This window comes from Bradyrhizobium sp. P5_C11_2, from assembly GCF_054049755.1.
Genome location: NZ_JBFULT010000472.1, coordinates 1 through 5,954, shown reverse-complemented (window position 1 = coordinate 5,954; position 5,954 = coordinate 1). Strand labels below are relative to the sequence as shown.

Genomic DNA, 5,954 nt, shown 5'->3' with positions numbered 1-5,954 from the left:
GACCACATCGGTCTCGGTGTGATCGACCACCCCGTCGCCGCTATTGTCCTGCTGAATCGTCTTCGACAGGCCGTTTGCGCTCGCCGAGACAATTTCCCGAGCGAGCAGCGTGCCGTCCGCACTGCGGTCGGTCACGGTTTCGGTCCGGCTGCCGTCGGCATTGAGCACCGTGACGCCGGTCCGGGTCACGTTGAACGTGCCCGCCCCCGTCGCGTCCTGCTGCATGGTGACCGACAGCCCATCGGCACTGGTCGTGGTGACCGTGCGGTCCTCGAGCGTACCGTTGGCACTGACATCGGAGACGGTCTCGGTCCGGCTGCCGTCGGCATTGAGAGAGATGACGTCGGTGCGCGTCTGATCGAAGCTGCCTGTGCCGGTCGTATCCTGCTGCGTCGTCACCGACAGCCCGTTGGCGCTGACGGAGGTGACGGTGCGATCGATCAGGGCGCCGCTGGCGCTGGTGTCGGTGACGGTCCTGGTGTGGCTGCCGTTCGCATTCAGGATGGTGACGTCGGTTTCCGTCAGGTCGAAGACGCCGGACCCGGTCACATCCAACCGCGTCGTCGTCGACAATCCGTTGGCGCTGGTGGTGGTGACCGTCCGGTCCCTCAGTGAGCCGTTGGCCGCAAAGTCGGACACTGTCGACGTGGTACTGCCGTCGGCATGACGGACCAGGACCTGGACCTCGTTGTAGGTGCCGTTACCGGTCGCGTCGATCTGCGTCGTCTTGCTTTGACGGTCGGAACTGACGGTGGTCACCGTCTTGGACCTCAGCGTACCGTCGGCATTGCGGTCGGTGACCGTCTCGGTGCGGCTGCCATCGGCATTGAGGACGGTGACATCGCTCTCGGTCAGATCGAATACGCCGTCGCCGGTGGCATCGACCTGGGTTGTCTTGGACAAACCGTCAACGCTGGTCGTAACCACGGTCTGATCCAGCACCGTGCCGTTGCCGCTCAGATCGGTCCGGGTGACGGTCGAACTGTGATCGGCATGGACAACAGTGGCGTTGTTCTGCGTTGCGTCAACCGTTCCGTCGCCGTCAATGTCGCTCTGGACGACCTTCGACAGCCCGTCGGCGCTGGTGGTGGTGGTGGTCTGCGAATTCAGCGACCCGTCACGGTTGAACCACGAAGCCGTGTCGACGCTCGACCCGTTCGCCGCGGCCGTAACGGCCTCGGTATAATTGATGCTCCCCGCACCAATGGTGTCGGCCGCGACGGTTCGGGTCTGGCCATTCTGGCTCCGGATGGTGACCGACTGATCGCGCAGCGACCCATCGGCGTTGCGGTCAGTCACGGTCTCGGTGATGCTGCCGTCGGCACTATGAACCGTCACATCGGTCGTGGTCAGGTCGAACTGGCCATCGCCGTCGTGATCGACCTGGGTCGTCCTGGACAAGCCGTCCGCACTCAATGTGGTGACGACCTTGTCGCGCAGCGAGCCATCGGCAGCGAAGTCCTGCTGGGTCGTTGTCATGCTGCCATTGGCATTCAGCACGATCGCTGCGACCTGCACGAGATCGGCAACCCCGTCGCCGTTGCTGTCGGTCTGGATGGTCTTGGTCAGATGATCGGCGCTGGTCAGCGTGGCCATGCTGCCACGCAATGACCCGTCGGTATTGTAGATCGACACCGTTTCGGTCTTGCTGCCGTCGCCGTTGATGACGGTCAGATCGGTGTCAGTCTCGTCAACGACGCCGTCGCCGTTCGAATCGACCGTCGTGGTCTTCGACAGGCCGCTGGCGCTGGTCGTGGTGACGCCCTGATCCCTGAGCGATCCATCCGGATTGTAATCGGTGACCGTCACGGTCAGGTTGCCGGACGCATCCTTGGCATCGACCTCGATCTGGTTGAAGAATCCGCTTCCGGTCGAATCGCGATCGATGGTGACGGTATTGCGGTCGGCGCTGGTGCTGGTGACCGTGCGATTGAGAACGTGGCTGCCGGCGGCATCGAAATTCGTGACCGTCAGCGTAGTGCTTCCGTCGGCATTCGCGACCCGGACGTCGGTCTGCCGGCTGTCGATCACGCCGTCGCCATTGGTATCCTTCGTAATGGTGACGGTGTTGCCATCGGCGCTGGTGGTCGAGACGGTCTCCCTGGCGAGGCTGCCGTCGGTGTAGGACGCCTTGTTGTCGATCGTGGTCGAACCGTCGGCGTTGTGTGTCGTCGTCGTTGCGACGACATAGCCGTTGGAATCATACGCAAATGTGACGTCGGCTGCGGTGCCGGTGGTGCCGTCGGTCCTGGTGTAGGTGGTCTGACCCTGGATCGCAGAACCGTCGGGCAGAACGATCTTCTGCTGGTTCGAGGTCAGGTCGATCGAGGCGATGCCCAATTGCGCCAGCGTTTCGAGCTGCGTGGTGCCGTCCGCATTGGTCACGAGAACCTTGAACAGGCTCCAGTCAGTATCGCCGGAATCGAGCTTGCCGTCGTGATTGGTATCGAACACATCGAGCAACGCCTGCATGTCCGAGCCGGCAGTCGGATCCCACAATGTGAATTCGATTTCGTTAGCCTGGTTGATGACGCCGTCGTTGTTGGCGTCGAGCACCAGCACGCCATTGCCTGCCCCGGCCCACGCCGTGGCATGCTGCAGGCCGTCGCCGGTCATGTCGAAATAATGGTTCGATGACCCCAGCTGGGTGATCGCAATTCCGTTGCCGGTCAGGTCAAGGACGATCGGACTGCCGCCGCCACCGCCGCCGCCGTCTCCACCGCCGCCGCCGTCGCCTCCATCACCACCCCCATCTCCACCGCCGCCGCCATCCCCGCCGCCGCCGTCGCCACCAAAGGAATCAAATGAATCGAACGAGTCGAAGCTGTCGAATGAATCGAAGGAATCGAACGAGCTGTCGAATGAATCAAACGAATCGAAGTTCGGGGGCCGCGGAAAATAATCGGAGGGCGGGGTTGAGCCCCACAGATTCCAACCGGCCGGCGCCCACGACGGATAGTAGCTCGAGGCCGGCCGGTTGCCCAAATAATCCGTGATGCCGTTGTACCAGCCCGAGGTACCCGAGACCGACCTGCCGTCGGCGCCGCTGTACGACATGTTGCCGGACTCCGCCGATGGCTCCAGCGGGTTGTCGGCAAAGTAACCATAGTCGCCAAGACCGCCCTGGTTGCTCGGCAGTCGCGAATCGTCGAGTCCGTAGCTGCTGGGCGCGTGCGCGGCGCCATACCAATTGCTGATTCCGTTGCCGTCGCCGATCTGGAAGTTCGAGTCCTGGGTTACGGTGACGGACCGCGAGCCGAACGACGGCAGGTTTCCGATCGTCGTGCTGGACTCATAGCTGACGCTGACGTTGTTCGTTGAACTAAAGCTCAACGGACCCTGGTCGGACTGGCCAACGTCCACCTCGGCCTGAGTGAACTGGCCCTGCACCCATGGATTGGACGTCGAGGACTGGCTTGCGATCCCGTAAAACAGAACTTGCCCGTTCGCCCAATTGCCAATGTCGTCGCGGTCATCGTTCCGGCCGGTTGATCCCCGCGGCGCGCTGGCCTGCTGATCTGGCTGCGGCTGGTTGCCGGAATTTGAATTGGAAACATAGACAATGGTGGGACCGAGCGAGCCGGTGGTCTCCGGCGGACCAAACAGATCGGCGGCAGCCTGCGCAAAGGCATAGTCCGCCGTAAAGGCCGTCAGCTTTTCCGACCCCTGGATCGCGGCGAACGGATCGGGAGGCGGCGATTGATTTCCGAGATACAAGTTCGAAACAGCGGTCAGACTGAAGTTGTTGGTCCAGCTCCCGCTGGTGATGCCCGGGTTGCCGGTGATATCGCCCTCGGATTGGCCAGTGACCTCGTTCGCCGTAACGGTCGTCAACTGAGCTGCCGCGGCAGTGGTCCACGGATTTGCAGCCGCCGGATTTACCAGAGTGGGATTGAGGGCTTGCGGGTCGGCCCAATTGCCAATGCCGTTGCCGTCGCCGATCTGGCCTGTCGGCCCCTGTGGCGCGTTGGCCCATGGATCCGCAGACGGCTGGTTTGCAGCGGTCAGGACGTAGACGACAGCCGAGTTCGCCCAATTCGCACTGGTGAGATCCGGGGCGGCAGCAGGCCCGAAGAGATTGGCGGCTGCATTGGTGATGGCGATCTCCGCCGTGAAGGGCGTCAGCTCGCCCTGCGCTGCCGGTTCAGCCGCCGATTGGTTTCCTCCGAAAATGTTGAACGTATAGGAGAGATGGACATTGTTCGTGTAGGTCCACTTGCCGTCAGTCGCCTGACCGGTCGTGGCGGTCTGCGAACTGGCGCTTTGCGCCCACGGTTGGCCGTTGCCGTTGACCAATTGGAAATTCGACGCCGCGGGATTGACCTGGAGGACAGGCTGCAACTGCCCCAGATCCGAACTGAAGAGATTGAGCGGAATCGAAGAACCACCCGAACTCTGCTGAGACGGGCTCGGGAGTGCTGTCGCCGAGGAAAGCCACTGCGTCTCAGCGGTATAGGGAACGGCAGGCAGATTGGGGTTGAACGAAGGCGGGATTCCGCCGGGGATCCAGGCTGGATCCCCACCCCCTGCGGCGAAGGCGTCATTCAGATCGTCGTTGGGAAGACCCGGCCAACGGTTAGTCGCGGTTGTTTTGAGCGGCGCAAAGGGTTCGCGAAGCCAGTCCTTCGGCGGCACATAGGAAGCACTGCCCGGCACATCCACTTCGGCTGCCGCTTTAATGTCCCCGGCCACAGCGTACATGAGACGCGCAGCAAACTGCGGGTCCTTCCACCAGAGGTACTGGTACACTTGGTAGTTCGCGACGGCGCCGCCAATGACCGCGCCCGGCAGACTTCCCCATGCAGCCGCCGTTGCGATTTCCGGAAGCGTTGCACCGGCTATCCATGCATAAGTGCCGCCCGCGATCACACCGCCGTAGGTGACGCCGGTCGTACCGAGAAAGAGGCCGAACTCTGTACCGCCGGCCTTATACGCCTGGATACCGTTATAGATGTCGTAGCCGACCCCCAGCCCGAAAAGGCCGACTCCCGCCACGCGCACGAGCTGGCCACCGACATAAGCAAGGTTGCTCGCCGCAAGCTCCGACCGCAACACCAGGACACTTGCGCCATCGGTGGATAGTGGTCCGACATAGCCGTATTGCTGCGCCGCATACGTTGGGATTCCCATGTAGCGGGAATCCACAATGGCTTGCCTGACCGCACCGGATTTATTGGCGATAGTCAGCTCATCGTTGAAAAACCTTGTTCCATTCAACCGCGATTGTTTTTCACGAATGGCATCGATCTCAGTGACGGGCCGGCCACTGTTGCTCGGCCAGGGAGCTTGGGCAGCAGGCTGGGGCGGCTGGGCTCCAGGCCACCATCCCCCGTCGGGGAAGGAAGTGAATGTCTGGTTCCGAATGTAACGCGTGTTGCTCGACCGACCGATCCTTGCGGCGGCGTCCTCCAGAGCTTCACCGTTGAAGTCGCTTATATGGCCGGTGATCTGTCGCGGCGTGGCTCCGGCAGGAATCCTTCCAGCCTGAACCTCGCTAGCGTTCGCCGCGAGACCTTGTGGGGTGAAGTTATAGACTTTGTACCGTAAGCCAAGACTTCTGAGGTCCGCGGCGATRCCATTGGCCGGTCCGGCAAGCCCTGTGACGGGTGATCGATAGAACTGCCAGACGGTGCCGCCGAAATACGGATTGTTCAGAACGGACGACCACCCGGCTCCCGTCCAATAAAGCGTGATCGGCGCGGTCACGGAGGCAGGAAATTTCTGCAAATTGTTATCCGACACAGGAGCCTCCCAGGTGCCGGCTCACATCGCTATCGATATGAGCCCGCGCGTACGTCGTTTGATGGCAAGGTCTGGCGATTTTGCTTTGGCGACACTATTAATGTCACCGGAGCATCCGGAGAGCTCACCATGTTTCGTTGGCTGCGACGCGAACCACAACAACTGGTCGAACGACGAAAGGTGTTGTCGCCAGCACTGGCGGACTACCCGCC

At 62.0% G+C, this 5,954-nt stretch carries 1 protein-coding gene; it reads right to left on the bottom strand.

Features of this window, described 5'->3' with window-relative positions; genetic code table 11:
- Positions 1–5,742, bottom strand: a 5,742-nt coding sequence (locus tag ACXJL8_RS31350) for a beta strand repeat-containing protein (RefSeq protein WP_456686181.1), incomplete at its 3' end; no start/stop codon positions are given.
- Positions 5,743–5,954 lie beyond the last annotated feature (212 nt).